The following is a 26,500-nucleotide window of genomic DNA, read 5'->3' on the forward strand; positions in this document are numbered from 1 at the left end:
AGAACTCTGCCGCCATTCATTGACCAGAGCACTTAGCCACCTGGTCTGCGGTTAATAAGGCGCTTGCCGCGGCTGAAATTGCATCGGGTTGAAATCAAAGAGCTCGGTCGCCTGGGACAAGCCACCGTGATGGATGCGTCCGGCCAAGAGTTTGCCGTGCTCTGCCCAGACTAAGCGATCACCATCCAGCTCGGCCCATTCCCAATCGGGATAATTTTGGGTCGTGCCCGAGGCGGGATGGCGGAGTTGATGCTCGTCCCAATAGCAGCCTTTGCCGACGGGCGCTCCCACTTCGGCATGGGCGATTTTGCGCAAGCGCCAGCCGTGACCTAAGGGCTTTTCGAAAATATCTTGACTCTGCCACTTCGCTATTTCTCGCTGCTCTAGCAATTGCCAGCCATCTCGTAGCAAACGGGGATAGTAAACCCCAGTACATTCAGCACCAAAATAAGTAGAGGGCTGAAACTTCAGATCGCGGCGCAGTTTGTTGGCATGGTTGAACAAGGCTTCGTCATGACAGCCATTGAGCCAGTAACGGGTGTGGCCGGTCCACAAGCCCCCGCCCTGCCAACAATCGCCCTTAGGAAATAGCGTCAATGCCTTGAGGTAAGGCGCTTGGGAAATCGCGGTCCACGATCCTTGCGCCTCCGATTGCCAGTGGCCATTCATGGCAAAGTAGATCAGGTATTGGCCATCTGGCGAGAGATCGCTGCGGCGCTCATAAATACGGCCTTTGAGCCATTGCCCTAGCTGAAAGGTATCTTGGCGGCGATCCCACAAAATTGTCGCTACCTGTTTAGACGGACCCCGCCGAATGATGACCCCCAGTGGTGCCTGCGGAGCCAATAAACCATGGATGCGAGCGGGAAACTGGCGCATGGGTCAGGCATCAGCCCTCATTCATCAACGGGTGGATGCGGTCAGTCTTCTTGCGATCGCAATGATTTCAGCTCTTGTTCCAAGCTTTCGATGCGGGATTGCAGTTGTTCATTGGCGGTCAAGAGTTCCTGCGATCTCGCACTCAGATACGGATCGTTTTCCCACCAGTTGATGCCCATTTCACGTGCCTTATCGACTGATGCGACCAGCAAACGAATGCGAATGGTGAGCAGTTCTGTCGAACCGACCGAGACGGAAATGTCGCCTGCAATGACAATGCCCTTGTCTAGTACTCGTTCTAAAACATCGACCAAAGTGGAACCTTGGGTCGCGGTGGCCATTTGGCGATTGGCACTTGAAGAACGCGATAAAGATTGGCCAGTCATGATTGCCCTTTTGTGCAGCAGTGGTTCAGAGACCACAAACAAAGTTGGAAAATTTTATGAGAGAAGTATTTGATTGAAACCCTCAGATGATTGAGTGAGATCGCCCCAATTGTGAGGCACTGACCAAAAATCATGGCAAATCATTTACGTGCCTTAAGAAAACTAGCCAGGGATCAGCATCAATGACAACTCATATTTACCCACTTGGCGAGCACTTGCAATGGCGGAATCTAGGACTCCTCTGGCACTAAACCATAAATCGCTGGTTTGCCCGCACCGTTTTGTTTTTGTAAGTAACCGGCCTCGACCAGAGATCGCAAAGCATCGACTGCTTTAAACCGCGTCAAAGAAAGTTCCGACTCAATTTCTGACAAAGAGGCCGATTCCCTCGCGGTCAAAAAGGTCAAAATGCTGGACTCGATTTCGTCGAGTTCTGGGGCTGAGGCACTATCATCACCAGCCTCATCAGCCTCCTCTGAAGCCTTAGCCGATTCTTTAGCCTTACTTTTTGTCGTAGATTTGCCCTTAGAGCCCTTCGTCTCGACTGGCTTATCTGCCTCGGGTTGGGGGCTGACATCAGTGCTGTTACTCTCTGGGCCCAACACGTCTGCGCTGGCAGTTAACTCATTAAATAAATCCCATAAAGTATGGGTTGCCGGCGACAGTTCATTGGTGACGCGAGATAGCAGAACATCACTACAGACGTCTCGAAAATCAGCATCTTCCGTCATCATCGCGACGCCATGCTCATGGCAAATATTGGCGATCATCAAGCTAGGTCGCAGGCTCGTTGCGCTGTGGTTCCCCATTTGGGATTTAAACGCTTTGACCAAGCGTACGATCATCAGCGCATCAGCTGGTTCAATCCCAACTTTTTGGATCAGAATTTGCTGCTGAGTGAGCTCGTCAGGTTCGGGCATGTGGATGGTAATCAAACGATCCAGCAGGGCATCTTGAGTGCCGTGCACCCCCGCATACTCTTCGGGGTTAGAGGTGAAAATTGCCCGAAAATGGGGATTGACCCGCAAATATTCTGGTCGATGACCGCTCGGGGGCAGCACCAGCAATTTTTCTTCTAGGGCCGAGAGTAAAACGTTGTTGACCTCGGGACGCGAGCGGTTGAACTCGTCATACACCAGAGTGAACCCTTCTCGGCAGGCTAAGGTTAAGCGCGAATCGACCCAGTTGTGTCGCAGTTCATCTTCAACTTTCACGACACTGTGGATATAGTTGTCGACGACCTTTTTGCGGGTATAGCCAGACTGATTGCCAATCAAATCTGAGGTCTTGAACTCATCGTCACCAAACACCAGCATGATGGGCCGACTTAACAGATCAGCGAGGTGCAGGGCGAGGGTCGTTTTGCCAGTACCGGCAGGGCCGCGCAGGTGTACCGAATACCCAGATTGGAGATACCGCAGGGCACGGCGGGCAATGCGTTCGACGGCGGGGGTACTGACAAAGTTGCGGGGGCGGGCTTGTAGGACGGTGCTCACAGAACGGCTTCCTCTTGAATACGGTAGGTTCTATCTTTTTGAACGATGAGCTCTTTTTGAATTAGCGATCGCAGGGCATCCACCGCTTGGAATCGATTAATTCCCAGAGTGGATTCGATTTCGGTCAAACGCGCACCGTCATTGTGGTCTTGCAAATACTCAAAGACCGCTTCTTCGGTGGGCACAGCAGCCTTAGCGGGAGTCGCTTTTGGCGCTGCCGGAGCCGGAGCTTTAGCGCCATTTGATTTAGCCACCGATTTCATCGTTGCTGGTTTAGTGGCAACCGGTTTTGCTTTTGTAGGAGACTTGCGGGCCGCTGCCGGTCGACTTTTTGCTGCCGATTTCGGTGGTTTCGGAGCCGCTGGCGCTGCTTGCGGGACGGCATCACCCCAGACAGACTGCCTTAAGTCTTCGCGAAAGTCGCGCATCTGCTGCCGATAAACCGTGAATTCTTCGCGCAGGGCTTCCACATCTTCTGTTAATGCTTCGCGATCGCGATGCCGCTGAGCCCGATCAACGACTGCCGTCGCCTCTCGATTTTCCTTGATCTCCGCCAGATAATCGGCAACGACGTCTTCGAGTTCAACGACATATTCAGACAAGGCTTGCGCTTGGCGACTGCGCATCACGGCGCGATCGTGCATGTGACCCGCCAACTTTTCCTGAGTGGCTTGTTGCAGCTCAAACAGGTCTTCTTGATTGGCCGCCCGTTGATCTGCCACAGCGCTGCGCAGCTCAGCATCAAACTCCTTTAATTGCTGAGCGGTTTGCCTGGCCATCGCCCGACGTTGTTGCTCGACTTGGGTCAAATATAAATTGGTTTCGTCCTGCACTGCGGCATAATGCTCAGCCAAGGACGCTCGCATTTGAGCAGCGTCGGCTTCGCGGCTCTGCTGGCAGTGCGCTAATTCTTCCAACACCGTCGCCCGGCGCTGAATCACTTCTTCTTGGCGCGTCGCACGCGCTGTTTCCCATTCATCTCGGAGTGCCGCCACAGCCGTCATCTCCCTAATAAAACTCTGCAAAGTGTGGTGAAAGATCTCTACCGATTTCTACAAGGGCTTCACTCCATATTTGGAGTAAGAAAAAACATCTATTCGGCAACCTGTGAAGACCTGATAGAGAAGACTTCACGAGGCTAGAAATCCTGTGTGAACGAATCCCACAGTTCAGCTTCAAAGATGGGAAAACCAGTAGACAAACTCGAACAATCTCAAACAATGAATGTTTGGGAGGAAGCAAGCGGTATGGCCAACTCCTCCCAAACCAGGTTAATTAAAACCGTAAACCTAACTAGGAGGCAGGAACGGCAGCTTGAGCCGTCAAACCAACTGCTTCGGCATACTTCAAATAGGTCTCGACAGAGGCGATGACAACGCGAGCTTCAATGGCTAGCAGCTCAATACCAACGAGCGATACGCGAACCCAAGCATCAACTACGATACCTTTGTCGAGAATCCGATCAACAACTTCTGCCAAGCTGGACGAAGAGTTTACTTTTTCAACAGCCATGGTGATAAACCTCAAAATCTGTTTGATTCAGGAAATGTGAAATCTGTTGTTCACAGGCTCAAGAGAACTGTGCAGTGGGAACAACACACTTCATGTTTTGCACAGATTTATGTTGCCCAGCCGTTATGAGAACTCACCATGATTTACAGATCAAAATCATTCAGCAACAAACCTTGACAATGTCAGGGCACGCCCGGGCAGATTTTCAGGGGACGCTCAGGCACGTCTCACAAATACTGTTTACGATTACTTCAGCAGGGCTGTCGTTGAGGCAGTCGCTAGCTTGTTCTGAAAGTCAGTCAGCAAAGCGTTTTATTTTCCTTGCGGCATTCCTAACCTATGAATACTACCGACATTTTGCGGCTCGTCCACCCGGCGATCGCCGTTTTCTACGTTTTCCCTCTGATTGGGATTGCGACCTACTTTGCCTTACAAACTCGCCAACGCCGCTTGGCCGCATCCACTAAACAGAAATCCAAAATCCCCCCAGTTGTTGGGGCGGAACACGTCAAGATCGGTCGCTGGCTTGCTGCCTCGGTGGTGGGCATTGCCCTCCTCGGCATGGCCCATCCCCTCATCAAAACCCTGATTCGCACGAATGCCTTTGCCGATAACTTATTTCAGGTCTTTTTTATCGCTGCCATGTATGCCTTTACGGTGGCAACTTTGGTATTGCTGTATCGCGCTAAAAAGCCTGTTTGGCGTGCTGGCTTTGCCACCCTCTCCAGCATGGGGTTGATTATTTTAGGCTGTCAGGACGGCATCTTTCGTCGCACGAACGAATGGTTCATGTCTCATTACTACTACGGCATTGTGGCGGCTGTGTTGATGATTGTATCGGTTGCCATCTTGCCCGAGATTTATCGCTCTAAAGCTTGGCGCAACAGTCACATTGCCTTGAATATGGTCGCTCTCTTACTCTTTGTGGGCATGGGCATTACGGGAACCCGTGACCTGTTAGAAATTCCACTCTCCTGGCAGGAACCCGTCGTTTATCAGTGCGACTTTGCAAACAAAACCTGTGAGTAGCAGTGCCTGATTGGTTGGGTAGCAGAGTGCCTGGGTAGCTGGGTGGTTGGGTAGCAGAGTAGTTGGGTTAGCCAAGTAGCTTGAGGGCTCGATAGCTAAACCCCCTGCCACCCTCATACCCTCACACCCTGCCACCCTCACCCCCTTCCCCAAGCTTCTGTAACGCCGGACGATCACTCTCGCGATCGCCCCTTAAAATGCAGGCATGTTAGAAAAACGACTCCGGTATTGGGCGGGCTGGCCGTGGCTCATTGGCATCGGCGGCGGGCTGCTGTTAGCGCAAGTCATCGCCTATTTTTGGGCTGAGGGGCTGTGGTTTCAAGATGCAGGCTACAGCGATGTGTTTGTGCTGCGGGTGCGGAGTCAAGTGTTGCTGGGGGGGCTGGCGACTGGCCTAAGTGGGCTGGTGCTTTGGGGCAATTTGGCGTTAGCGAATCGGTTGCCCACACCCATTACCAGCGGCCACTCGCATCGCGAACGGGAGCGATCGCGCCAAACGGGTATCGGCCTGTTTCCCCTGCTGCTACTGACGGGTGGCCTGACCCTGATCCTGGGCATTCAAATGCTGTATTTGGGGCGCGTCGTCACCAGCTATTGGGATCTCAGCTCCTCGGTTTACAATCCTGCGCCGCCGCTGCCGCTGTGGGCTAAACCGGAGGCGATCGGCGCGGTGCTAGTGCAGTTAGTGACTTATCCCTGGCTGTTGGCGGCGCTGTTGGCGGTGGTGATAGCCTTCATCTTTTTGCCGCAAATCTGCACGGCGATCGCGGCCGTCTTTGCCAGTTTTGCCCTCGGCCTCGCCCTCTCTGAACAGTGGACAAAGGTCTTGACGGCCATCAATCCCGTTCCCTTTGACGCGGTTGATCCCCTCTTTGGTAATGACATCGGCTATTACGTGTTTCGACTGCCCTTTTTAGAAGTGGCGGAATTCTGGTTCATCAGCCTGATGTTCTTCACGCTGGTCAGCGTTACGCTGATTTATCTACTGTCAGGCAATAGCCTCAGTAATGGTCGCTTTCCCGGTTTTACCTCGCCTCAACAGCGGCACTTATATGGCTTGAGTGGCTTGCTGCTATTAGCCACCAGTTTGAACCATTGGCTGGGCCGGTTCGAGATTCTCTACTCTCCTCAGGGGGTAGTGTATGGCGCGAGCTACACCGATGTGCGGGTCGGGTTACCCGTCTACACTGCGCTCAGCATCATTTCCCTCATCTTGGGGATGGGGATGCTGTGGCGATCGCTCTTTTGGACAGTGGGTCTGCGTGATCTCATCGCTTGGGCTGGCGAGATTGCCCATCGCCAACACGCAACGTTGCCGCCGGTGACTCAACGGCCACTGACAACGCGCCCGCTAATTTGGGGCTTGGCTGTTTACATGGTGCTGGCTATTCTTGGGGGCTTGGTGGTGCCGCGCCTCGTGCAGCAAATTGTGGTGCAACCGAATGAATTGCAACGGGAGCGGCCGTACATTGAGCGGGCGATCGCGCAAACCCGCCAAGCCTTTGACCTGGCCGACATCAACGTGCAGCCCTTTGACCCCCAGGATAATCTCACCGCCGACACCCTCGAAGATAACCGCCTCACCCTCGACAATGTGCGTCTGTGGGATACCCGCCCCCTGCTGCAAAGTAACCGTCAGCTCCAACAGATTCGCCTTTACTATGAATTTGCGGATGCGGATGTCGATCGCTACTCCCTCATCCAAGACGACAGTTCTACAACCCTGCGGCAGGTTTTGATTTCCGCCCGTGAGTTGAACTTTGAGCGGGTGCCCGAAGTGGCCCAAACCTGGGTCAACGAACACCTGGTCTACACCCACGGCTACGGCTTCACTATGAGCCCCGTCAACACCGCCGATGATGACGGTCTGCCCACCTACTTTATTCGCGACATCGACCATACTCCCAGCGACGAAGCCGTGCGCCGCAGCATTCCCGTCGGGGCACCCCGCATTTACTTTGGCGAATTGACCAATACCTACGTCATGGTCGATACCCAGGTGCAAGAGCTGGATTTTCCCAGTGGTGACGACAACGCTTACAACACTTACAGCGGTAATCGCGGCATTTCTCTGGCGAATCCGCTCACCCGCTTGCTCTTTGCGTGGCATCTCAAAGACTGGCAGATGCTCTTTACCGAAGACTTTACGGACGCGACACGATTGCTCTATCGTCGCCCCATCAGCGATCGCGTGCAGACCATTGCCCCCTTTCTGCGCTTTGACTCCGATCCTTACCTCGTCGTGGCAGATATTGGGAATGACAGTGAAACCTGGGGCACCAACGCTTCCGCTGCGGGCATGACGCCTCCCGACCAGCCCAACTATTTGTACTGGGTGATTGATGCCTACACCACCAGCGATCGCTTTCCCTACTCTGATCCGCTGGAAAACGACTTCAATTACATTCGCAATTCAGTGAAAGTCGTCATCGACGCCTACAGCGGTGCGATTCGGTTTTACATGACCGATGCCGACGACCCCATCATTCAAACCTGGAGTCGGCTGCTGCCCGGCATGTTTGTCCCCATTGCCGACATGCCCCCGGCGCTCTTCGCTCACGTGCGCTATCCCCAGGATTACTTTCAGGTACAGTCCAATCAGTTGATGACGTACCACATGACCGACCCGCAGGTGTTTTACAACCGGGAAGATCAGTGGCGTGCGCCCAACGAAATTTACGCCAACGAAGCCCAAGAGGTGCAGCCCTATTACCTGATCATGCGGTTGCCCGATCAAGCGGAAGAAGATTTCATTCAACTGCGACCCTTTACCCCCGCCCAGCGGAATAACCTGGTGGCGTGGCTGGCCGCGAGTTCGACGGGCGATCGCTATGGCGAAATGCTGCTCTACCGCTTCCCCAAACAAGTGCTCGTCTTTGGGCCAGAGCAAATCGAGGCCCGCATCAACCAAGATCCCGCCATTTCCCAACGAATTTCCCTGTGGAATACTCAGGGATCGCGGGCGATTCAGGGCAACTTGTTAGTCATTCCGATCGAGCGATCGCTGCTCTACGTTGAGCCCTTGTATTTGGAGGCGGAACAGAATAGCCTGCCCATCTTGGCTCGCGTCATTTTGGTCTATGGCAACCGCATCGCCATGGCCGAAACGCTGCCCGACGCCCTCGACGCCATCTTCAATCGAGAACGAGAAACTGCCGCGCCAGTCATTCGCGACCTGGAAGCGGACAGTCAGGGCATTGACACGATCGTGCCTGGCCTGCTCGATGAGCCCACCGGGGCTGATGCTGAGGCTGGCGACAGTGAGGTCGAAACCCAGTAAGCTGTTAGCCTTTTAATTTGCACGGTTGATTCAGTTTGAGGTGCGGCTGGACAGGCGAGGACGCCTATCCAACGAGTTTTCCCTGGCATCTAAATATGCAAAGTCGGTAGGTTTTAGCTTAGCCGCTGTTCGCACCCCGTCTCGGCTACATTTCATCGTTGAGGATTGATCCCGAAGAGAATAATCGCGATCGCGGCCAAAGCCGCTGCCACCCAATCTTTTGCGGCCAAACTCTCGTGGGAAATGCTGACGGCTAATGCAATGGTGACCAAAAAGCTCAGGCTCCGCAGCGTCGCCGCCACCGAGACATCAATGGCATTCACCGCGTAGTTAAAGGCCCACACGCTGGTGAACAAAAACGCCGCGAGCAAGGCCGGCCAGAGGAGCGCCGTTTTATCAAACGGTTGTTTTTCGCCAAACGCGAGCCAAACGGCGATCGCGATGAGCAGGCTGAACAAGTAGTAGAAAAATGTTGTATTCGTCGGCCCAATCGCCGCTGTACTTTGCTTGTAGAGATAGGTGCTGATGCCTAAGGTCAGCATTGACAATAGCGCGAGCAATAAGCCGCTTAAACTTGTGGACATAAATCCTCCGTAGACGTGTGCCAAGCCCACCACCCACATGATTGGCGCAGCTTTGGATAGTGAACTACGGAATTGCCAGGATTGGCACCCCCAGGCCTTGGTCGAAACATTGCGGGCTGTAAGTCAGGCTCCGGGGACGGTTCAGTTGAGCTGATAAGGCCCCCGATCCCTGGATCGTGACCTCAGGAGATTGGAAAGTCTGCCAGGGACTGGGGGGCTGAAGAGATGATGTGGAAGATTGGTCAGCCCCATCTGCCGTCGCTAAATGCTCTAAACAGATTCTGTGAGGTAGTTGATGTAGCGCTTGACCCGCTCAAAATCACCCTGGGCAATGCAGGCCATCTTGAGGCTCGATAATGCTTGCCGCTGGAGGGATAAATCTTGTAGGCGAATGGCTGCCTTGAGCCGCTCTTCGCGAGCTTGCAGGGCCTTGGCGGTATCGCCCAAGATATCATAATTAATCGAGAGGTTTTCTAGCGTTTGCACTTCACCGCGATCGTCTTGGAGCTGGCGCACGAGTTGCAGTCGTTCTTGTAGGTAAACGACGGCCCGGGTGTAGTCGCCGATCGCATAACAAGCGCTGTGCAAATTACGCAAAATTTTGTTGACGACCGTTAGTTCCATGCGATCGCGGCTGAGTCGGAGCAAGCGATCGTAATATTCAATCGTTTTCTGTGAATTGCCGAGGGCATGGTAAGCATTGCCCAAATTGCGCAAAATCTGTTCTAGCGCCACTAGATCTTGATGGGCTTCAGCAATTTCTAGGCTCTGCTCATAGAGGTCAACCGCTTGGTCTGACTTGCCCTGCACCCGATAAATGAGGGCTAAATTACCGAGGGCCCGCATTTCAGCCTCGCGATCGCAAACGACTTGAGCTAGTCGCAAACTTTGGGCCATGCAGGTTTCGGCGTTCTCCATTTCTCCCAGATGGCGATAACTGTTACCCAAACAACTCAGCGCTTGATGCTGCAAAGTCTGATCGGCTAACTGTTGCGCCAGCGCCAGCCCTTGACGAGCGTAGTCAGCGGCCCATAGATAATCGGCCAAGGTGTAACACAGATGTGCCATCACGAGCACGACGCGGGCTGCCGATCGCGGCTGCGCCAGGGTTTGAAACACCTGTAAAGCCTTTTGAAAGTCACCTAACGCGGCCACCGTGTTGCCCTGGCGTTGGTGGGCTGCGCCCTGCTTCAAAGACTGCTTAGCTTCGGCAGCCAGACAAGTTCTTTGCTCCGGGGTGAGGGCCTGCTGAGCGAGTTCTTCATGAGAAGCGACTAGGGTCTCTTCTAATAGAAGCCGTTCAACTTCTGGGCTCGGGATGTGTTGCATCGGGGTAACTATACCTTTCTAAGCAGAAAATCTACTCAGAGTCTCTATATCAAAGGTGCTTGAAAATTTGGGGGTGGCTGGGAGGTCGGTGACGCATCGCTCGAGAGGGTTAAGGGGGTAGAAAAATGAAGGCAATATATCTGTGATGTCATCCTAGTTAAAGCGTTGGTGAAGCGTAACCGTGCATATAACCAGACTTCTACGTATGTCCCTAAGCGCTTGATCCGCGTATTTTCGTGGTTTGTTCGGCTTGCAGAATGTGTCTCGAAGAGGATTCGTCACCGGCCTCAGCCCAACGGCTGACCGCATAACCGTCAGGCTGGACTAGGCTAATCATGGAGACGGACGTTCTTTCCGGATTAGCAGGCGGCGATGGTGGGCCAATGGCGAACCCGCAGCGGGCGATCGCATACTAAAGTCAGACCAGCACCAGAAGAGGAGTATCCGTTGACTGCGCCATTTCACTTAGAAAAACTGCTGTTTACCCCGGCGACACCCGCTGACCAGGCGGCGACTGTGGTGTTTGCGTTTCCCAATGAATACACCATTGGCATCACCAGTCTGGGGTATCAGGTGATCTGGGCCATGCTGGCGCAGCGGTCAGATTTGGCGGTGTCGCGCTTATTTACTGATGGACACGAGCCATTACCCACTCAGATTGAGCTGCTGGGCTTTTCCATGTCTTGGGAGCTGGACTACGCCAATATCCTCACTCAATTAGAGTCGTTGGATGTGCCGATTTTGGCGGGCGATCGCGGCAACGAGCATCCCCTGGTGTTTGGCGGTGGCCCGGTGCTCACGGCCAATCCGGAACCCTTTGCGGCGTTTTTTGACGTGTTGCTGCTGGGGGATGGTGAGGTCGTGCTAGATGCGTTTATCGATGCGTATCAAACGGTGCGGGACTGCGATCGCCCCACCCAACTCCGTCGCTTGGCTCAGGTGCCCGGCGTTTACATTCCCGCGCTGTATGAGCCGATCTATGACAGTCCGACGGGGGCGATCGCGGCCATTCAGCCCATCGATGCCGATATTCCCGCCGTGGTGGAAAAGCAGACCTATCGCGGCAATACCCTCTCCACCTCATCCGTCGTGACGGAACAGGCCGCGTGGGAAAACATCTACATGGTGGAGGTGGTGCGGAGCTGCCCGGAAATGTGCCGCTTCTGCTTGGCGAGCTATCTCACCTTGCCGTTTCGCACTGCGCCTGTCGCTGGCGGGCTGATTCCAGCCGTGGAAAAGGGCATGGCGGTGACCGATCGCCTCGGCTTGCTCGGGGCTTCCGTTACCCAACATCCCGAATTTGACGACCTGTTGGACTATCTGAACCAGCCACAATTCGACGATATGCGGCTGAGCATTGCCTCAGTGCGCACCAACACGGTGAATCAAAAGCTGACCAAAACCCTGACGCGCCACGGCACCAAATCCATCACGATCGCGATCGAAAGTGGCTCGGAACGGGTGCGGCAAATCGTCAACAAAAAACTCGCCACCGACGACATTGTGGCTGCAGCGGTGAATGCCAAGGCCGGCGGCCTCAGTGCCCTCAAGCTCTATGGCATGGCGGGCATTCCGGGCGAACTGCCGGAGGATTTGGAAACGACCGCTGACTTGATGTTACAACTGAAGAAAGCGGCTCCGGGGTTGCGGCTCACGTTGGGGTGCAGCACCTTTGTGCCTAAAGCCCACACCCCGTTTCAGTGGTATGGCGTTAACCCGCAAGCCGACAAGCGCCTCAAACGGCTGCAAAAACGCCTCCGGCCCAACGGCATTGACTTCCGCCCCGAAAGCTATAACTGGTCAATCATTCAGGCGTTGATTTCGCGGGGCGATCGCCGCCTCACCCCCTTGCTGTTGCAGGCTCGCGAATTTGGCGATTCCCTCGGCAGCTACAAGCGCGCGTTCAAAGCGTTGAAGGGTGAGTTGCCGCCGCTCGACTTTTACGTTCACGCCCATTGGGAACGGGATCAGCCCCTGCCGTGGGACCACTTGCAAGGTCTCCTGCCCAAAGCCACGCTGCTGAAACATCTGGACAGCGCCACGTCCCATTTTGCTCCGGATACGCCGACCCCAGTGTTAGCCGCGAGCCAGTCCTGAGCGGTGCGGCGCAACGGTTCCGTGTCGCCCCATAATAGAGGTTGGCGATCGCGAGAGTGTCATGACTTTGCCCACGGTAATTATTCCGGGATACTTTGCGGGGGCGGCTCCGTACCGGTCTTTAGTTGCGGACTTAAACCAGCGTGGCATTTGGACGACGGTGGTGCCGCTGACCCAAGCCAGTTGGGTGCCAACCATTGGCGGTCGTTCGGTGCAGCCGATTTTGCAGGCCATTGCTGCAACCGTTGAGCAGGCCAGGGCGGCCACGGGGAGCGATCGCGTCAATTTGGTCTGCCATTCCGCTGGTGGGTGGATTGCGCGGATCTATCTCGGCGATGAACCGTACGATGTGCATCCGGCGGATCGCGATCGGGCCAACGCTTGGTCGGGCCACCGCCACGTGCAAACGCTGATTACCCTCGGCACCCCCCACACCAGCCAAGAGCGCTGGACTCGCCGCAACCTTGACTTTGTCAACCAGACCTATCCCGGTGCGTATCACGCCGACGTGCGCTACGTCTGCTTTGCGGGCAAGGCCATCTTTGGGCAACGGTGGCGCACCTGGTTTACCTACAACAGCTATCAGATTACCGGCGGCGACGGAGCCTGCTGGGGTGATGGCATTACGCCGATTCCGGCGGCGCATTTAGAGGGAGCGACAAATCTCGTGCTGGATGACGTGTGCCATTCACCCAAACCCGGTGTCGCGTGGTACGGCACCCCCAGCGTGGTGGATGAGTGGGCGACTTATCTGCAGGTCGATTCCGTGACCAGCCGATGAACAAGAGAAACGGCTGGGCCGCAGCGCCGTTAACGGCCTAAATTATGGAGTTGATGAATGGCCGCTGCACATTGTTCAGTGGTTTGCTGCAGCAAGACTTTATCGGCCTTGGCCGGCGGCGGCGGAATGGGTTCGCCAATGCGCACGGTCAAGGGGTGCGATCGCGGCACTTTGCTGCCCTTTGGCAAGATGCGTTGGGTGCCCCACAGGCTGACGGGCAATAAGGGCGCTTGGGCTTTGGCGGCAATCAGGGCTGCACCCAGTTTCGGGTTAGGAATGCGCCCATCGGCGGTGCGGGTGCCCTGCAAAAAGACTCCTACGGCCCAGCCTTGATCCAGCTGTTTCAACGCCTCGCGAATGGCGCTGCGATCGGCACTGCCCCGCTTGACGGGATAGGCACCATACAAGCGAATCGCTGGCGCTAACACCGGCACCGTAAAGAGTTCTTCCTTCGCCATAAAGGAGACGGGCCGCCGCACACAGTTCGATAAAATGGGCGGATCAAAATCGCTGGCGTGATTGGCCACCACGATCAGTGGCCCCTGCTTAGGCACGTGCTGTGCCCCTTCGACCCGCCCCCGAAAATACAGACGAAACGTGGGGTTCACTACCGTCCATTTGAACAGGTAGTACAGCAATAAACTGGCAAAAGGCTCGCGATCGCGGCTAGCCATTAGGTGACGCCTCAGGGCTACAGAGCAGTGAGTTGCTCAAGGGTACCGACATTTGTGAGTTGCAAGGTTTTGACCGTGCGCTTGATCAGCCCCGTCAGCACGTTACCTGGCCCGACTTCGATCACTTGCTCCACCCCGAGTTCAGGCAACGAGAGGGAAATCTCGCGCCAACGCACGGAGCCCGTCATTTGCTGTGAGAGCCGCTGCTTCAGCGTTGCTGCATCGGTGGCTGGCGTCGGGTCAACATTGGAGAGGACGGGAATGGTGACATCGCGGAATTCTACCGCATCCAACACCTCTTGGAACTCCCGGGAGGCGGGGGCCATTAAGGGTGAATGGAAGGCACCGCTGACATTTAGTTTGACCGCCCGCTTGCTCTTGACATCTGCCAGCACCGCATCAACGCCCTCGGGTGTCCCCGAAATCACGACCTGGCCGGGGTTATTGTCATTGGCCAGGACCACCCCTTCGGTCTCAGCAATTTTGGCATCCAACTCGTCGCGGTTAAAGCCCATCAGCGCCGCCATAATCCCCTCGGAGGTTTGGGACATGAGTTCGCCGCGCAGCTTTACCAGCCGCAAGCCAGCCGCAAAGTCAAAGGCTCCAGCGGCATACAGGGCGCCATATTCACCCAAACTGTGACCGGCGACGAGATCGGGAGTGTGGCCGTGCTCCTGTAGCCAATCCACCAACAAACTTTCCAGCACATACAGGCACGGCTGGGTGTACAGGGTATTCGAGACTTTATCGTCAGGGCTCTGACAAATCTCGGCGACTGACCAACCCAGGATCTCGTCCGCGATCGCCAATCGCGCCTCGCTGGCAGCGTGGGTCATCAAGTCCATGCCCATCCCCACCGACTGCGATCCCTGACCAGGAAATACCCAGGCTGTTTTCACCATGACTGCCTTCTTGTTTCACGAAACTCAAGATTGTGCATCTCTAACTCTCTCAAGAAATGGCCGTTTCGCAAAGTTGAATATTTTCTCGCTGAGCCTGGGATCACCATAGGGGGCTCCCTGCCAGGGTGGGAGGGGATTAAACGTGCGTGCGCTGCGCGTGTGAATGCGCCGGGGACGGGTACTCTAGCAAGCAAACCGACTAGATGCATGCCACAGCGCACTGCCTTTGTTTATGGATGCTGCCGCTACCCGCTCGACCTTGCCCGATGCGCTCAAAAAATTAGTCGCTGGCTCCCCAGAATGGATGGTGCTGTTCGATCGCGATCGCCGTTACTGTCAAGCGAGTCCCCCCTTGGCGGCAGCGTTGGATGCCAGCAACTTGGCCTGGTTGGGACGACACAATACCGAATTGGCAGAGTTAGCAAAACAGGCTGGCTTGCCCAAGGTCTGGCGTAAGTATTGGCAGCAGGTCGAAGACGCTTTGATGACCGTGCAGCAGCAGCGCAAAGCGGAAAAACGGGTACATGCCCTGCCCAATGAAGATGGTGACCTGCAGCTCTGTGAAGTCAGCTATACGCCGATTTGCGACGCGCAGGGACAGGTCGAGTCCGTGGTGAGCATTAGTCATCCCACGGTGGTGCCGCAGGGCCTGTATGAGTCGGAAGGCAAAAGTCTGACAGCGGCGCAGTTAGAAGCGTATCCAGATGCGATCGTCGGTGCTGAGATGCCCGACCTGACGGCGGCCTCCTTGGCCCATGTGCCGACGCCGTTAGCGGCGGCGGCCTCCCCCCTTGCCTCACGGCTACCGATCCCGGCGGTGGTTCAGCCGGGGCTCCAGGTTCATCAGACCGCCGAATTCCTCCAAGTCGTGCTGGACAATATCCCCCAATACATTTTTTGGAAAAACTTAGATTCGGTCTATCTGGGGTGTAACCAACGCTGGGCTGAGATGGCGGGCTTTAACAATCCCAGTGAGGTGGTGGGCATTACGGATGCTGATTTGCCGTGGACGCCGGAAGAAGCAGCGTGGTACCTGAAGTGCGATCGCCGGGTGATGGCAACGGATACCCCCATGTTGCGCATCAAAGAGTCGCAGATGCAGGCCGATGGCAAACTGAGCTGGCGAGAAACGAGCAAACTCCCGCTACACGACGCCCAGGGTAACGTGGTGGGGCTGCTGGGCACGATTGAAGACATTACCGAGCGCAAAATTGCGGAAGATTTGCTCAAGCAGTCGGAAGCCACCTATCGCAAATTGGCGAAGCAAGAAGAGCTGCTCAACCAAATTTCCCAACAGATTCGGCAATCGCTGTCTGTGGCCGAGATTCAACAACGGACGGTGCAAGAAGTGCGCCAACTGTTTCACGTTGACCGGATGTTGATCTATCGGTTTGACGAGGATTGGCTTGGTCGGGTCGTGACCGAGTCGGTGGAGGCGCCCTGGCGATCGCTACTCGACGAGGAAAGCCAGGATTCCTGTTTTCCCGAAGAACATGCGGCGATGTATTTGCAAGGGCGAGTCCGCACGATTCCCAACGTCGCCACGGCGGAGTTGGATGAATGTCATCGCGACTTTTTGCTGGGGATGCAGGTGCAAGCCAACGCGATCGTGCCCATCCTCGTGCGTGATGAACTGTGGGGCCTCTTAATTGCCCACCAGTGTTCCGGTCCCCGTGACTGGCAAGATGAAGAGATCAAGCTCCTCAATGCGCTCGCCGCCCAAGTCAGCATTGCGATTCAACAGGCTGAACTGTACGCCCAAACCAAACAAAGTGGTGAACTGGCTCAGCAAAAAGCGGCTGAGTTAGAAAACGCCCTACAAACTCTACAAAAGACCCAAACTCAACTCGTCCAGACGGAAAAAATGTCTGGGCTAGGGCAAATGGTGGCGGGGATCGCTCATGAAATCAACAACCCCGTCAATTTTATCTACGGCAATATTCCCCACATCAAAGAACACCTCACCGATCTCACCGATCTCCTAAGTCTCTACCGAGAAAACTATCCCGAGCCGGTGGAAGCCGTCGAAGAGTTCATTGAGGAAATTGACCTGGACTATGTGTTGGAAGATTTGAGCAAAATTTTGAAGTCGTTTCAAATTGGCAGCCAGCGCATTCAGCAAATTGTGACCTCGCTGCGCACCTTCTCCCGGTTAGATGAAGCGGAGAAAAAAGATGTCGATTTGCACGACGGCATCGATAGTACCTTGCTGATCTTGCAGCATCGCCTCAAGGCGAAAAGCGATCGCTCCGTGATTGAGGTGAGTAAAGACTATGCCGATTTGCCCCTGGTGGAATGCTACCCGAGCCAGCTCAATCAGGTGTTTATGAACATTTTGGGTAACGGCATTGATGCCCTAGAGCAAGAAATGGCTACTGGGGCTAGAGCCGACAAAACTGAGCCCCCCACGATCGCGATTTCTACCCAGCAGCTCCCTGGCGAAGTCTTGATTTGCATTCGCGATAATGGACCCGGCATTGACGAAAAACATCGGGCGCGGCTCTTTGATCCCTTTTTTACCACTAAGCCGATTGGTAAAGGGACAGGGCTGGGCCTCTCTATCAGCCACCAAATTGTGACCGAACGCCATGGCGGACGACTCATCGTGATTTCTGAGATCGGACAAGGGACTGAGTTTCAAATCTATGTGCCCTTGGCTCACACCCCGCTCTAACGCTACGTTTCAGCATTTTGTCGGCCCAACAGCGGGAGCGTTGCGATTCAACAACCTAGCAGCGTATTCCTTAGCTCAACTGGGCGCGAAAGCGGTTGATGCTCAGGCCTAGCAACAAGACGGTGAAGCCTACCAGGGCCAGCACTTCGGGGAGTAATACTTCGAGGCCAACGCCTTTCAACAGGAGGCTGCGGGCAATCGTGACGTAGTGGCGCAGCGGATTGAAGAACGAGAGGATGCGGAAGAAGGTCGGCATACTCTCAATGGGGGCGATCGCACCAGAGAGCTGAATCAGGGGCACATTGAAAAAGAAGGAGGTCAGCACCACTTGCTGCTGGGTGCTAGAGATGGTCGCCAGCAAAATGCCAATGCCAATGGCAACAAAAATGTAGACACCCGATAGCATCAGGAACAAAAAATAGTTGCCGCGAAAGGGCAGGCCGAAAATGAGCCGAGCGATCGCGGAAGCCAGCAACACATCCCCCATCAGCAGCACAAACAGCGGTGTTATTTTGGCGGCGAGAATTTCCCAACCCTGGGCAGGAGTCATGAGCAGTTGTTCCAGGGTGCCGACATCTTTTTCACGAATGACGGTGGTGGATGAGACCAGCGACCCCGTCAGCGTCAGGACGACCCCAATCACCCCTGGCACAAAGAACCAGCTGCTCAGCAAGCCGGGATTGTAGAGAAATCGGGTGGCGATTTCTACAGGCAAGTCGGGCACTGCCTGTAAGGATTGTCCATAGCGGTTAATCAGTTGCTGCATGTAGCCGCTGGCAATGCCGGCGGTATTGGCATCGACCCCATCAATGAGGACTTGCACATCCACGGTCTGATCAGCAGCAAGATGGTCAGCAAAATCCGGCGGAATCACCAACCCAGTGGAAACTCGCCCCGTTCTCACCTGCTGCCCCAAAGTCTCCACACTGGGCTGATAAGACTCGATCTGGAAAGTGTCATTGGCGGTTAAGGTGGCGACAAATTCGCGACTGGCAGGGCTGTGACTGTAGTCCACAACGCTGAGGCTGAGGTTCGTCACTTCCGGGTTGAGGGCGAGGCCAAAGACCAGCAGTTGCACGGTGGGAGGAAAAAGCAGAAGGAAGATAATCTGCCGATTTCGGAGGATTTGTCGCGTTTCTTTCAAAATGAGCGACCAGAGGCGGGATTGGCGGAAGGTACGAAGGGGGCGCATGGGTGTGAGGGTGACACGGTGGTTGGGTGACAGGGTGGTTAGGTGTAGGGGCGAGGCATTGTGGGCGCAGCATTCTGAATAAACCCGAAATATGATTTCCACAATGCCTCGCCCCTGCGGATCAGTTCACATGAGGGAAATGTATGGATGCGCATACAGGGAATGGGGCGGTGAATCAATTGGGGCATTGCAGGCGGTGGTAGGTGCAGGGAAGGATGCGGAAAAACAGTCCCCGATCGCGCCGACAGCCTATAGCGCGTACCCAATGCGGCAAACGCCAATCCCCTCCCAGCCTGCCTAAGAATATGCCTGGCAGCAAAAAGCTGAGACAGCTATGCCAACGGCTTCCCTCATTGCCTAGGCAAACATATTCCAGCAGAACACGACACCCAAGGCAACGACCATTAGGGACAGTAAGGTGATGCGACTCCTGAGGGCCAAGATTTCCGCCGCTTGCTTTTCAATAATGGGGGATAGTGACGGCTGGGCCTCTGACAGAGACTCAACCACCTCGGGCGGCAATTCACGCAGAGATTCCACCTCAATCGGTTCCAACTCGTGATTGCGCGCTTCAAGCAGCAAAGCTTTTTCGTCAAAACGGACTTGTCGGTAGAGCCAGTTGGTAATCAGTTCGGGACAGTTGCGCTTAAACCACCGCCAGGCAAAGAGCTTAAACACGGGTTTGCTAAAGGATGCAATGCCTTTGAGCGGCCCTCGCAGGGCTTTGATGCTGACCTTGTCATTGATTAAGTGGATCGATCCCACTTCATATAAGCCATCCAAAATTGCTCTGACAGTGGCTTTCTCGCGCTCAGCTAAGTTAGTCAGCAGTAGATGCGTATTTTGCATCAACTGCTGCTCTTTCTCGTATTCAGTTGAGTTGAGCGAGAGCCGTCGAGTTTCTCCGTTTCGGGAGGACGGCTGGGCTTGAGAATCCTGCATTGGTAACTACATGACAGCGCTGACGATGAGCCCTGATATCAGAGGTTGCCATCACAATGAACAACCTTTATCAAGGTACAACCTTCCCGAAGTTGATGCAGCCTGATGTCGATTCGAGAAAAGTTGCTGAGACAAGTGTCTGACGATCGCACCGACTCCACATGAATGACGAAATTATACTCCGGTCACATCAAGGGGATAGTCAAGATCCTAACGAACTTGCCCAGTTGTCGGGATCTCGGCGGCGTGGATCCGATTGATTTGTAACGGGCCTTTAAGCTGATTGCTGCAAAAAGTAGAGGAAAACCTGGACTAAGTGTGAAAATCGGTAAAATTTGCACAATCTAAGCCCTCATTTCAACGTATCGTCAGACTCGGTCTCCACAATCAGCCATTTATGCAATTAACGCCCCAAGAAAAAGATAAACTCCTGATTTTTACTGCGGCTTTGCTAGCCGAGCGACGTAAGGAAAAAGGTCTCAAGCTCAACTATCCAGAGGCGGTAGCATACTTGTCGGCGGCCATTTTAGAAGGGGCGCGGGAGGGCCGTACCGTGGCTGACCTGATGCATTACGGCACGACCTTGCTAACGGCGGATGATGTGATGGACGGGATTCCGGCCATGATTGATGAGGTCCAGGTAGAGGCGACTTTTCCGGATGGCACGAAATTGGTGACGGTTCATAATCCCATCGTCTAGCTTTTTTTACGGTTAGGGATGGTGCGGGGTGTGCCGCGATCGCCCGCTTACTCATTTTTTTGACTCAATTGCACTGGAGATAGCTCATGATTCCTGGCGAATTGCTGCCTGCTGAGGGCGATATTGAACTTAATGCAGGTCGCGACACAGTGACGCTGGCGGTGGCCAATAGTGGCGATCGCCCCATTCAGGTGGGGTCACATTTTCATTTTTTTGAAGTGAATACGGCGTTGCAATTTGACCGCGCTCAGGCTCGGGGCATGCGCCTCGACATCCCTGCTGGCACCGCCGTTCGGTTTGAACCGGGGGACGAGCGCGAGGTCACCCTGGTGCCTTTTGTCGGTAGCCGTGAGGTATATGGCCTCAATGCTTTGATTGACGGTCCACTTTAAGGGTTGGGCGGTTGTCCAGACGGCATTAACGAATGGCGACAAATCCGGCTTCGCTTAAAAGCTGTTGTCCCTGCTGGGTGAGCAGCAAATTGGCATAGGCTTCGCCCGCTTGCTGATCTTGCGTGCCATCTTCGCGGATGATGACAAATAATCTGCGAGTCAGCGGATACTCCCCACTACGCAAGGCGGCGCTATTGATTTGGTTGCGCTGGGCAGGACAATTTTCTGGCGGCACGTAAGGTTCTGCATAGGGGCGCACCAGTTGTCCCGGTTGGCGACCCAGGGCCAGGGGTTTTACCGTGCACTGACCCACCACTTCGGGGGCCGAGGCGTAGTAAATCGCACCGGGAGTGCTATCGACCAGACGTAAAGCTTCGGTCGTCGTGTTGGCGATGGTGATGCTGCTGGGTAGCGGGGTGCCGCCCAAAACGGTGCCAACAAAAAACTCGACGGTGCCGCCATCGCTGGGGCGAGAAATGGGCACAATCGGCAAATTTGGCCCGCCGACCTGGCTCCAATTAGTGACGCTGCCTAAGTAAATATCGCGCAGTTGGGTGAGCGTGATGCCGTCAACGGGGAGATTGGTATTGACGGCGATCGCCAAGCCTTCCAACGCCACGGGAATTTCTTTAAGACTGAATCCTTGCTGTTGAGCGGCTTGTTGTTCGTCGGGGTTAATAGCCCTCGACGACTGCGAAAACGACAGCTGCTTTTTGAGCAGCATATCGATGCCGGAACCGGAACTTGCCGGAACCCCAATAGGGTCGGTGTAGCGTAGCTGAAACCCTGGAAACGCCTGTTGCATCATCGGATCAACGCTGCCGCGCACGGGAGCCCAGGTAGTGCTGCCGCCATAGTTAAACAAGCCCGCCGGGACGTTTTGCACCTCGTTGAATTGTCCCCCGGTACTGGCCGGAGCATCAGCACCGGAGGGGGAAGCGATCGGTGAGGAATTGCTGCCGCCGATACCGGGCACGTTTAAGCCGCCATCTCGCGTAAACCACCAATAGCCGCCGCCTAGGAGCGCGGCGGTAATCAGCAAAGAGGCGATTAGAACCGGAGTTTCATTCTTGCTGCTCATTGATAACTGTCGAATAAGGCCAAGAGAAGCGTACTTAACGAGGGTAGACCAGGAGCCAGCAGGTTAAGCGCGATTGTTACATGAAGGTAGATAGCAAGCGGTAAATGAGCCGAAAGAGAGTCCCGATCGCGATCGCGGCAAGTCCCGCCATGACCGCCAACACAATCACTGTGATACGGGGCGTGGCACTGGTGGCCAAGATTGCTTGTAAGGGTGGAAACAACAGGACGACCCCCAGAGTCACCACCGCAATAATCACCAGGTCAAACCGCTCAATCACCCGCCGTACTTGCAGCAAAATCAGCACGGCTAGCAGCAGCAGCCAAGCGCCACTGCCCAGCAAAGTAGTGCCGAGTAAGCTCAGCAGGGCGATCGCCAGCAGTCCACCTTCAAACCCAGTAAAGGCCGCACCGCTCAAAAACTCCACTAATGACACCGACGACATCGCCGTCGACTGGGATGCAGAAGCCGCAGGCGAAGCTGACTTCGCTTTGACTGGCTTCGTTCCCTTGGGAGGTCGCGCCAAACCAGGGGGGGCAGCGGGGGGGGCAGGCGCAGTAGGAGCCGCTGCCGATGCAGGAGTTTGCATGGCGGTGTTGGGAGACGGCGCCGCCGGGCTGGTTGCGGCTCGGGGCGGTGGTGGAGCCGCAGCGTTAGCACTTCCCGATGAAGCCGCTTGGCGCAAGGCCGCGAGTACCGCTTTGGCCGATTCGTAGCGTTGATTGGGTACCGGTAACAGCATTCGATCCAGCACATCGGCGATCGCTGGATTGATTTGCGCATGGGCTCGCCACGCCCAGGAATTGTTGTACGAATCGTACAATTCCCCCGCCTCTTTGCCCGTCAGCAGGGTAATGCAGGTCACGGCCAAGGCATACAAATCGGTCGAAGGATACACCTCTCCCCCCGCCATTTGCTCAGGCGGCGCAAACCCAATGGAATAAATGCCCGTGGATCGGCCACTCGGCTTCCCCTGCGCTGCGGTCACCTGTTTCACCGCCCCAAAGTCCAGCAAATAGAGGCGGCCATCGCGATGACGCATGATATTGGAAGGCTTGATATCCCGGTGAATCGTGCCGTTATCGTGGACAAAACTCAATACTTTGAGCATCGAGACCAGCACTTCGATCATGTCGGAAGCGCTGAGGGGGCCACTGCGGGCTAACGCCTGCTCCAGATCTTCGCCATCGATGAATTCTTGAACGAGATAGAAATACTCTTCTTGCTTGCCGGGTTTGAGGCTGGGCACCATCAGCGGAAAGAAGGCATACAGATCGGGAATTTGCAGATGTTTGCGGCCAATTTCTTCCAGTACCGCCGCTTCGCGTTGAAACAAACTTTGCGCCAGGGCCAACTGGTCAGGATTGAGATCCCCAGACGGCTGAAACAGCTTGACCACGCAAGGGCGGAGGTTGGGGGTGTAGCGATCGCGGGCCAAATACGCCGCTCCGAAGCCGCCCTGCCCCAACAGTTTTTCAGGCAAATAACGACCACTCAGAATCAACGGCATGCCACAGGCCGTGCAAAACTTTTGTTGCACCGTGGTCAACGTGGCCGAATTTTCCAGATCGGCAAAATGGTTGGCCGGTCGGGGACAGGTCGGTCGAGTACAGACAATCTCCATAGGCGCTGAGGTAGGCTAGCCAATCGCTAGATAAAGCTTATTCTTCCCCCATAACATTACAAGCCGATTCGCTACTCGACCGAAGCTTTCCCATTGATTTCAGGTAGTGAGGGCACTGAAGTCGTCTGCCCATTCTGCTCAGCTGCCCCTTGCGATAGCTCGATAGCCCGGTTTGTAAACTGGGGCAAAATCTCTTCGGTAAACGCTTCAGCCGCTTTTGAGCGATAGCGATTGGGATTCACAATCACCGAGAGGGTGCGGTTCACCACAACGCCTTCAACGCGACCACGATGCAACATGCCCATCTGCAATTCTTTTTCAATCGCCGAGATGGAAACAAATGCTACTCCCAGACCCGACTGCACTGCGTTTTTGATCGCTTCAATGGAGTTAAGTTCCATCTCAATATGCAGATTCCCCGTTTCGATGCCGCAGCGGGTTAATACCTGATCAATCACTTTGCGAATGGTGGATTGAGAGTCGAGGGCAATGAATTTGAGCTGATACAAATCTTCACGACGAATAATCTCGGCATTCGCCAGGGGGTGATAAACCGGCATGATCAGGGCCAATTCATCTTCGGCGTAGGGGATGATTTCGAGGGATTCTTGCAGTTCGCTGGGCACTTCGCCGCCAATGATGGCTAAATCGACCTGACCATTGGCAACGCTCCACGAAGTGCGGCGAGTCGAGTGGACATGAAGCTGTACCGCGACTTCTGGATAGCGTTGACGGAACAAACCAATCATTCTTGGCAGCAGATACGTGCCTGTGGTTTGACTCGCGCCGACAATCAGGGTGCCTCCCTGGAGGTTTTGTAGATCTTCGATCGCGCGGCAGGTTTCCTGGCATAGACTCAAGATGCGATCGCCATATTCCAGCAGCAAATGTCCGGCTTCGGTGAGTTGGGCGCGGCGACCCCCTCGGTCAAATAGGGGCACACTCAGCTGACGTTCTAAATTCTGAACTTGAAGACTGACCGCTGGCTGGGAAACATAGAGGCTATCGGCAGCCCGTTTAAAACTGCCTTCAGTTGCGATCGCTTTAAGGATGCGCAACTGATCCAAAGTAAACGGAAGATCAGAAGACATAAAAACCTATCCAGAGAATCGAGTGAGACATAGAATTCAACAACAAACGCATGAGCATTTCATCGCAGTCACCCATCAATGCCATCTAGCTTGATGTTTCCCCAACTAATCCTTGGTTAAGGAAAAACAAAAGGATATTCAGCCTCCCTTAGATTACTCGTTCAGCGGATTTTCTCGATACCGCACTGTCAGAAAACTCAGCTTTTTTATGAAACAACAGGTGATATTGAGCTTTTTAAATTTACCTGGGATCGTCGGTCTCGGCCTCATGGACGGGCACTCGCGGCCTTATTTTTCAGGAATAGATCAGTCGCTCAACTTTCAACAAAAAGAAGCGTTAACCCAGGGTATACAGCAGGTCATCAGTACTACGCCGACCGGATTTGAATCATTTGATTTTAAATTTGCTCGGCGCGACGCGCGAATTTATCGCCTCAAAACAGGCGTGATTCTATTAGTCGTTACGGATGAACACCTCGATACCGTAGTTTACAACGACACTGTGGCTCAACTCAAAGACACTTTAGAGAGTGATCCCCACAGTGCGGTCTCCACGTTTCGCTTGCTGGCCGGCAGTACGACGCTCAATCGGCCTACCGAGGGAGGAGCCGCCGATGCTCCGTCTGAGTCTCCAGCGTCTTCGCCCTCGGCACCCGTGGTTGCAAGTGCGCCCGGTGGAACGGCGATCGTCACCTGGGGCAGTTATCTGGCGACCCTCAACGCCTTGACCGATGCGACCGCCCAATATTTGGGCAAAATTGTAGTGGCTAACACCTGGCGCACCACGCGGCCCAAAGACGATCACCTTGATGTGATGCAGCTCGACCGCAACGGTCACTTTAGCGTGACTGCAGAGGCGCAAATTGCACCCGCAGCGTCCATTGATCAAGCTATACACGCGGCTCTCGATCAGTGGGTCAGTACCTTTATCAAACGGTGCTCAATGATCATTCGTGATTATCAAGCATTGGTGATTGAGCAACAGCTGACACCGGAGCAAAGAGCGGTATTGCAGGTCGACCAGGCTCCGGTTGAATGAATTAGAATTGATGCCTGACCGACACTGAAACCCAGGTGTCTAGCCTCACGATACCTTTGGGGTGCCCCCCACTGTTTGATGGCAACTGATTGAAAATTGCCCGACCGCTCATACTTTTAAGGAGAATTCACCCTAATGGTCAAAACCGTACGGTTAGAACCCATTGCTCAGGAAAGCTCTATCCAAACGAATGGCAACCTGCTTTCTGTCTTGCTCAACAAAGACTTAGACGTGCTCAAAGAATGTGGCGGGCGGGGCATGTGTGCGACCTGTCATATCTACGTTAAAGACGGAGCTGATGCCTTAACCCCGATTAACCGTCGTGAGCAGCGCACCTTGGAGGTGATTACCTCGTGTAAGCCCAATTCACGGCTCGCCTGTCAAGCGCGTGTGATGGGTGAAGGGGTGGTGGTGGAGCTGCCGCCCGGTATGTACGTCAACTCTTTGCAGGATATTGAAGCGCTGATTGGTCGGCGGGCCGAGTCCAACTTGCTGCACCCGATTACGGGCGCAGTGCTGGTAGAAGAAGGCAAATTGATTACCCGCTCGATGCTGAAGCAGTTGGAAAACACCGATACCTTCAGAGTCAGCGAATACTATACGCAATCTTCGGAAGCGTAAGGGTTTGCTAGCCTGGATCATCATGGCGGGGATAAGTCGGTAGCCAAAACTAAGCATCTCTAGCGCGGCTAGTTTCGACTCCGCTCAATTAGCTAGACGGGTTGACGTGGGACCAACGAGGGCTGAGCGGAGTCGAGGTCCGGATCGATGGAGAATTCTGAGTCCTGATTGAGACCTGGGATTGGTGCAAATCAG

Annotated in this window: 23 protein-coding genes; 9 read left to right on the top strand and 14 right to left on the bottom strand. The window is 54.7% G+C overall.

Annotation, left to right across the window (positions count from 1 at the left end; all coding sequences use genetic code 11):
• Nucleotides 1–51: 51 nt before the first annotated feature.
• The 5 genes from DYY88_RS14030 to gvpA all read right to left on the bottom strand — a co-directional run bounded on the left by DYY88_RS14030 (nucleotide 52) and on the right by gvpA (nucleotide 4,273).
• Nucleotides 52–879 carry a hypothetical protein gene (locus DYY88_RS14030; protein WP_039726778.1) on the bottom strand — a complete coding sequence of 276 codons (828 nt, stop codon included), beginning with the start codon at nucleotides 877–879 and terminating at the stop codon, nucleotides 52–54.
• Nucleotides 880–920: 41 nt separating this feature from the next.
• Nucleotides 921–1,265: a gas vesicle protein gene (locus DYY88_RS14035; RefSeq protein ID WP_039726779.1), complete on the bottom strand. Its 345-nt coding sequence runs from the start codon at nucleotides 1,263–1,265 to the stop codon at nucleotides 921–923.
• 230 nt (nucleotides 1,266–1,495) lie between these two features.
• Nucleotides 1,496–2,761, bottom strand: a complete 1,266-nt coding sequence (gene gvpN, locus DYY88_RS14040) for a gas vesicle protein GvpN (RefSeq protein WP_039726780.1) — start codon at nucleotides 2,759–2,761, stop codon at nucleotides 1,496–1,498.
• On the bottom strand, nucleotides 2,758–3,756 hold the full coding sequence (locus tag DYY88_RS14045) for a coiled-coil domain-containing protein (RefSeq protein WP_152624670.1): 999 nt from the start codon (nucleotides 3,754–3,756) through the stop codon (nucleotides 2,758–2,760). Before DYY88_RS14045 ends, gvpN begins: the two co-directional genes overlap by 4 nt.
• Before the next feature lie 298 nt (nucleotides 3,757–4,054).
• The gene (gene gvpA, locus DYY88_RS14050) at nucleotides 4,055–4,273 is read right to left on the bottom strand and encodes a gas vesicle structural protein GvpA (protein ID WP_039726782.1); all 219 of its coding nucleotides are present in this window, start codon (nucleotides 4,271–4,273) and stop codon (nucleotides 4,055–4,057) included.
• A gap of 339 nt (nucleotides 4,274–4,612) precedes the next feature.
• Between gvpA and DYY88_RS14055 the strand changes: the two genes are divergently transcribed.
• Both DYY88_RS14055 and DYY88_RS14060 read left to right on the top strand, forming a co-directional pair.
• On the top strand, nucleotides 4,613–5,302 hold the full coding sequence (locus DYY88_RS14055) for a DUF4079 domain-containing protein (RefSeq protein WP_039726783.1): 690 nt from the start codon (nucleotides 4,613–4,615) through the stop codon (nucleotides 5,300–5,302).
• Between the two features lie 205 nt (nucleotides 5,303–5,507).
• Nucleotides 5,508–8,582, top strand: coding sequence for a UPF0182 family protein (locus DYY88_RS14060; RefSeq protein WP_052288399.1), 3,075 nt, complete (start codon nucleotides 5,508–5,510; stop codon nucleotides 8,580–8,582).
• A 152-nt stretch (nucleotides 8,583–8,734) separates the two neighbouring features.
• Here the strand turns inward: DYY88_RS14060 and DYY88_RS14065 are convergent, their stop codons facing one another.
• Nucleotides 8,735–9,166 (bottom strand): EamA family transporter, encoded by a 432-nt coding sequence (locus tag DYY88_RS14065; RefSeq protein WP_039726784.1) that lies wholly within the window; start codon nucleotides 9,164–9,166, stop codon nucleotides 8,735–8,737.
• A gap of 270 nt (nucleotides 9,167–9,436) precedes the next feature.
• Nucleotides 9,437–10,495, bottom strand: coding sequence for a tetratricopeptide repeat protein (locus DYY88_RS14070; protein WP_039726785.1), 1,059 nt, complete (start codon nucleotides 10,493–10,495; stop codon nucleotides 9,437–9,439).
• Nucleotides 10,496–10,942: 447 nt separating this feature from the next.
• Here DYY88_RS14070 and DYY88_RS14075 point away from each other — a divergent pair, with 447 nt between their 5' ends.
• Nucleotides 10,943–12,592 carry a B12-binding domain-containing radical SAM protein gene (locus DYY88_RS14075; RefSeq protein WP_039726786.1) on the top strand — a complete coding sequence of 550 codons (1,650 nt, stop codon included), beginning with the start codon at nucleotides 10,943–10,945 and terminating at the stop codon, nucleotides 12,590–12,592.
• A 61-nt stretch (nucleotides 12,593–12,653) separates the two neighbouring features.
• Entirely contained in the window at nucleotides 12,654–13,373 is a 720-nt protein-coding gene (locus DYY88_RS14080; RefSeq protein WP_039726787.1) for an esterase/lipase family protein, read from the top strand.
• 29 nt (nucleotides 13,374–13,402) lie between these two features.
• Here the strand turns inward: DYY88_RS14080 and DYY88_RS14085 are convergent, their stop codons facing one another.
• Together DYY88_RS14085 and fabD are read right to left on the bottom strand one after the other, a co-directional pair.
• The gene (locus DYY88_RS14085) at nucleotides 13,403–14,047 is read right to left on the bottom strand and encodes a lysophospholipid acyltransferase family protein (protein WP_044151202.1); all 645 of its coding nucleotides are present in this window, start codon (nucleotides 14,045–14,047) and stop codon (nucleotides 13,403–13,405) included.
• Nucleotides 14,048–14,064: 17 nt separating this feature from the next.
• Entirely contained in the window at nucleotides 14,065–14,949 is an 885-nt protein-coding gene (gene fabD, locus DYY88_RS14090) for an ACP S-malonyltransferase (protein ID WP_039726789.1), read from the bottom strand.
• Nucleotides 14,950–15,181: 232 nt separating this feature from the next.
• Here fabD and DYY88_RS14095 point away from each other — a divergent pair, with 232 nt between their 5' ends.
• Nucleotides 15,182–17,623: a GAF domain-containing sensor histidine kinase gene (locus DYY88_RS14095; RefSeq protein WP_052288400.1), complete on the top strand. Its 2,442-nt coding sequence runs from the start codon at nucleotides 15,182–15,184 to the stop codon at nucleotides 17,621–17,623.
• Between the two features lie 70 nt (nucleotides 17,624–17,693).
• Here DYY88_RS14095 and DYY88_RS14100 read toward each other — a convergent pair whose 3' ends face one another.
• Nucleotides 17,694–18,815 (bottom strand): ABC transporter permease, encoded by a 1,122-nt coding sequence (locus tag DYY88_RS14100; protein WP_039726790.1) that lies wholly within the window; start codon nucleotides 18,813–18,815, stop codon nucleotides 17,694–17,696.
• 357 nt (nucleotides 18,816–19,172) lie between these two features.
• Nucleotides 19,173–19,757, bottom strand: coding sequence for a hypothetical protein (locus DYY88_RS14105; RefSeq protein WP_052288401.1), 585 nt, complete (start codon nucleotides 19,755–19,757; stop codon nucleotides 19,173–19,175).
• A 397-nt stretch (nucleotides 19,758–20,154) separates the two neighbouring features.
• On the opposite strand from DYY88_RS14105, the gene ureA reads away from it, so the two are divergent.
• Both ureA and DYY88_RS14115 read left to right on the top strand, forming a co-directional pair.
• On the top strand, nucleotides 20,155–20,457 hold the full coding sequence (gene ureA / locus DYY88_RS14110; protein ID WP_039726791.1) for an urease subunit gamma: 303 nt from the start codon (nucleotides 20,155–20,157) through the stop codon (nucleotides 20,455–20,457).
• An 86-nt stretch (nucleotides 20,458–20,543) separates the two neighbouring features.
• Complete coding sequence (locus DYY88_RS14115; protein WP_039726792.1) at nucleotides 20,544–20,849, top strand: urease subunit beta; 306 nt, start codon at nucleotides 20,544–20,546, stop codon at nucleotides 20,847–20,849.
• Nucleotides 20,850–20,874: 25 nt separating this feature from the next.
• Here the strand turns inward: DYY88_RS14115 and DYY88_RS14120 are convergent, their stop codons facing one another.
• The 3 genes from DYY88_RS14120 to DYY88_RS14130 all read right to left on the bottom strand — a co-directional run bounded on the left by DYY88_RS14120 (nucleotide 20,875) and on the right by DYY88_RS14130 (nucleotide 24,645).
• Nucleotides 20,875–21,930, bottom strand: a complete 1,056-nt coding sequence (locus tag DYY88_RS14120) for a substrate-binding domain-containing protein (RefSeq protein ID WP_039726793.1) — start codon at nucleotides 21,928–21,930, stop codon at nucleotides 20,875–20,877.
• 76 nt (nucleotides 21,931–22,006) lie between these two features.
• Nucleotides 22,007–23,554, bottom strand: a complete 1,548-nt coding sequence (locus DYY88_RS14125; protein WP_039726794.1) for a serine/threonine-protein kinase — start codon at nucleotides 23,552–23,554, stop codon at nucleotides 22,007–22,009.
• Nucleotides 23,555–23,625: 71 nt separating this feature from the next.
• Nucleotides 23,626–24,645 (bottom strand): LysR family transcriptional regulator, encoded by a 1,020-nt coding sequence (locus DYY88_RS14130; RefSeq protein WP_039726795.1) that lies wholly within the window; start codon nucleotides 24,643–24,645, stop codon nucleotides 23,626–23,628.
• A gap of 268 nt (nucleotides 24,646–24,913) precedes the next feature.
• Between DYY88_RS14130 and DYY88_RS14135 the strand changes: the two genes are divergently transcribed.
• Complete coding sequence (locus DYY88_RS14135; protein WP_130199457.1) at nucleotides 24,914–25,684, top strand: hypothetical protein; 771 nt, start codon at nucleotides 24,914–24,916, stop codon at nucleotides 25,682–25,684.
• Nucleotides 25,685–25,819: 135 nt separating this feature from the next.
• Entirely contained in the window at nucleotides 25,820–26,305 is a 486-nt protein-coding gene (locus DYY88_RS14140; protein ID WP_039726797.1) for a 2Fe-2S iron-sulfur cluster-binding protein, read from the top strand.
• Nucleotides 26,306–26,500 lie beyond the last annotated feature (195 nt).

Origin of the sequence: Leptolyngbya iicbica LK (assembly GCF_004212215.1) — a bacterium.
Taxonomy (GTDB): domain Bacteria; phylum Cyanobacteriota; class Cyanobacteriia; order Phormidesmidales; family Phormidesmidaceae; genus Halomicronema; species Halomicronema iicbica.

Excerpts from the sequence above, each read along its gene's own strand:
- DYY88_RS14030 (WP_039726778.1), bottom strand. The coding sequence starts at position 879 with ATGCGCCAGTTTCCCGCTCGCATCCATGGTTTATTGGCTCCGCAGGCA.
- DYY88_RS14035 (WP_039726779.1), bottom strand. The coding sequence starts at position 1,265 with ATGACTGGCCAATCTTTATCGCGTTCTTCAAGTGCCAATCGCCAAATG.
- gvpA (WP_039726782.1), bottom strand. The coding sequence starts at position 4,273 with ATGGCTGTTGAAAAAGTAAACTCTTCGTCCAGCTTGGCAGAAGTTGTT.
- DYY88_RS14055 (WP_039726783.1), top strand. The coding sequence starts at position 4,613 with ATGAATACTACCGACATTTTGCGGCTCGTCCACCCGGCGATCGCCGTT.
- DYY88_RS14060 (WP_052288399.1), top strand. The coding sequence starts at position 5,508 with ATGTTAGAAAAACGACTCCGGTATTGGGCGGGCTGGCCGTGGCTCATT.
- DYY88_RS14065 (WP_039726784.1), bottom strand. The coding sequence starts at position 9,166 with ATGTCCACAAGTTTAAGCGGCTTATTGCTCGCGCTATTGTCAATGCTG.
- DYY88_RS14070 (WP_039726785.1), bottom strand. The coding sequence starts at position 10,495 with ATGCAACACATCCCGAGCCCAGAAGTTGAACGGCTTCTATTAGAAGAG.
- DYY88_RS14080 (WP_039726787.1), top strand. The coding sequence starts at position 12,654 with ATGACTTTGCCCACGGTAATTATTCCGGGATACTTTGCGGGGGCGGCT.
- DYY88_RS14085 (WP_044151202.1), bottom strand. The coding sequence starts at position 14,047 with ATGGCTAGCCGCGATCGCGAGCCTTTTGCCAGTTTATTGCTGTACTAC.
- fabD (WP_039726789.1), bottom strand. The coding sequence starts at position 14,949 with ATGGTGAAAACAGCCTGGGTATTTCCTGGTCAGGGATCGCAGTCGGTG.
- DYY88_RS14095 (WP_052288400.1), top strand. The coding sequence starts at position 15,182 with ATGGATGCTGCCGCTACCCGCTCGACCTTGCCCGATGCGCTCAAAAAA.
- DYY88_RS14100 (WP_039726790.1), bottom strand. The coding sequence starts at position 18,815 with ATGCGCCCCCTTCGTACCTTCCGCCAATCCCGCCTCTGGTCGCTCATT.
- DYY88_RS14105 (WP_052288401.1), bottom strand. The coding sequence starts at position 19,757 with ATGCAGGATTCTCAAGCCCAGCCGTCCTCCCGAAACGGAGAAACTCGA.
- ureA (WP_039726791.1), top strand. The coding sequence starts at position 20,155 with ATGCAATTAACGCCCCAAGAAAAAGATAAACTCCTGATTTTTACTGCG.
- DYY88_RS14115 (WP_039726792.1), top strand. The coding sequence starts at position 20,544 with ATGATTCCTGGCGAATTGCTGCCTGCTGAGGGCGATATTGAACTTAAT.
- DYY88_RS14120 (WP_039726793.1), bottom strand. The coding sequence starts at position 21,930 with ATGAGCAGCAAGAATGAAACTCCGGTTCTAATCGCCTCTTTGCTGATT.
- DYY88_RS14125 (WP_039726794.1), bottom strand. The coding sequence starts at position 23,554 with ATGGAGATTGTCTGTACTCGACCGACCTGTCCCCGACCGGCCAACCAT.
- DYY88_RS14130 (WP_039726795.1), bottom strand. The coding sequence starts at position 24,645 with ATGTCTTCTGATCTTCCGTTTACTTTGGATCAGTTGCGCATCCTTAAA.
- DYY88_RS14135 (WP_130199457.1), top strand. The coding sequence starts at position 24,914 with ATGGACGGGCACTCGCGGCCTTATTTTTCAGGAATAGATCAGTCGCTC.
- DYY88_RS14140 (WP_039726797.1), top strand. The coding sequence starts at position 25,820 with ATGGTCAAAACCGTACGGTTAGAACCCATTGCTCAGGAAAGCTCTATC.